Source organism: Dietzia massiliensis, assembly GCF_018390595.1.
Lineage (GTDB): Bacteria > Actinomycetota > Actinomycetes > Mycobacteriales > Mycobacteriaceae > Dietzia > Dietzia massiliensis.
On the sequence record NZ_JAHBAV010000131.1, the window covers coordinates 1 to 887 of the forward strand.

General features: G+C 51.4%; 1 protein-coding gene. It reads right to left on the reverse strand.

Annotated features, from left to right (window positions below; genetic code table 11):
- On the reverse strand, positions 1-290 hold a 290-nt coding region (locus tag KHA85_RS20045; protein ID WP_272875183.1), incomplete at its 3' end, for a S4 domain-containing protein.
- Positions 291-887 lie beyond the last annotated feature (597 nt).

The following is an 887-nucleotide window of genomic DNA, read 5'->3' on the forward strand; positions in this document are numbered from 1 at the left end:
GAGACGCCGGTGTCGGCCAGCGCGGCTACCTTATCCAGCTTGGCCGACACCGGCGTCTCTTCGCGCTCGGCCACCCGCACCGGCGGCACGCGCACCACGTCGCCGGCCGCCAATTTGTATTCGACCTTGATGCGCCCTTTATTGACCCGCACCTCGCCCTTACGCACGATGCGATAAATCATGCTCTTCGGCACGCCTTTCAGGCGAGCGAGCAGAAAGTTGTCGATTCTCTGACCGGCTTCGTCGTCGGAAATCGTGATGAATTGTACTGCTGGATTGTTCGTTTTCATGGTGCGGGATTCTAAATAGAGCGCGTGAATAGCGCCACATCTTTTTCTGTGCTTAACTGTCTCTCTGACGGCGGGCGAAAACCCAGCGGACAATAAGGCAGCAAGCCGGTTTGAACGGTTGCGATTTCTTCCGCAGTTAAGGGAAAGTCACCTTGCTATAACGGCATCAGCAGTGGAATAATGCAGTCACTTTCCGCGTTGATTCTCGTTAAACAGGGAAAACGGTGGAATTATAAAATTTGTCTGATCGCGCAAAAACGCAGCAATGGCGTAAGACGTAATGCGAAATCAAACAATTAGCGGGCTGCGGGTTGCAGCTTGGCCGGCAAATGGAATCAGATCTGTCGACGTAAATCAGAGGCTATTCCCCTAGTAAAAGTGCTGTCTTTCACAAAGAAAAGCAGGCTTACCGAGATAATGCGCCCCTATGCAGGCGACAACCGTGAGGTTGACGGCTTTGCGAGAAGACACGGGGCTTTCGGTTTAACTCCGGCCATGAGGTTATTTTGCCCGCAGCTTTGTCGATAATGTAAAAATAACGAGTAAGTTAAGATGAAAAGAATGTTGATTAACGCAACTCAGCAGGAAGAGTTGCGT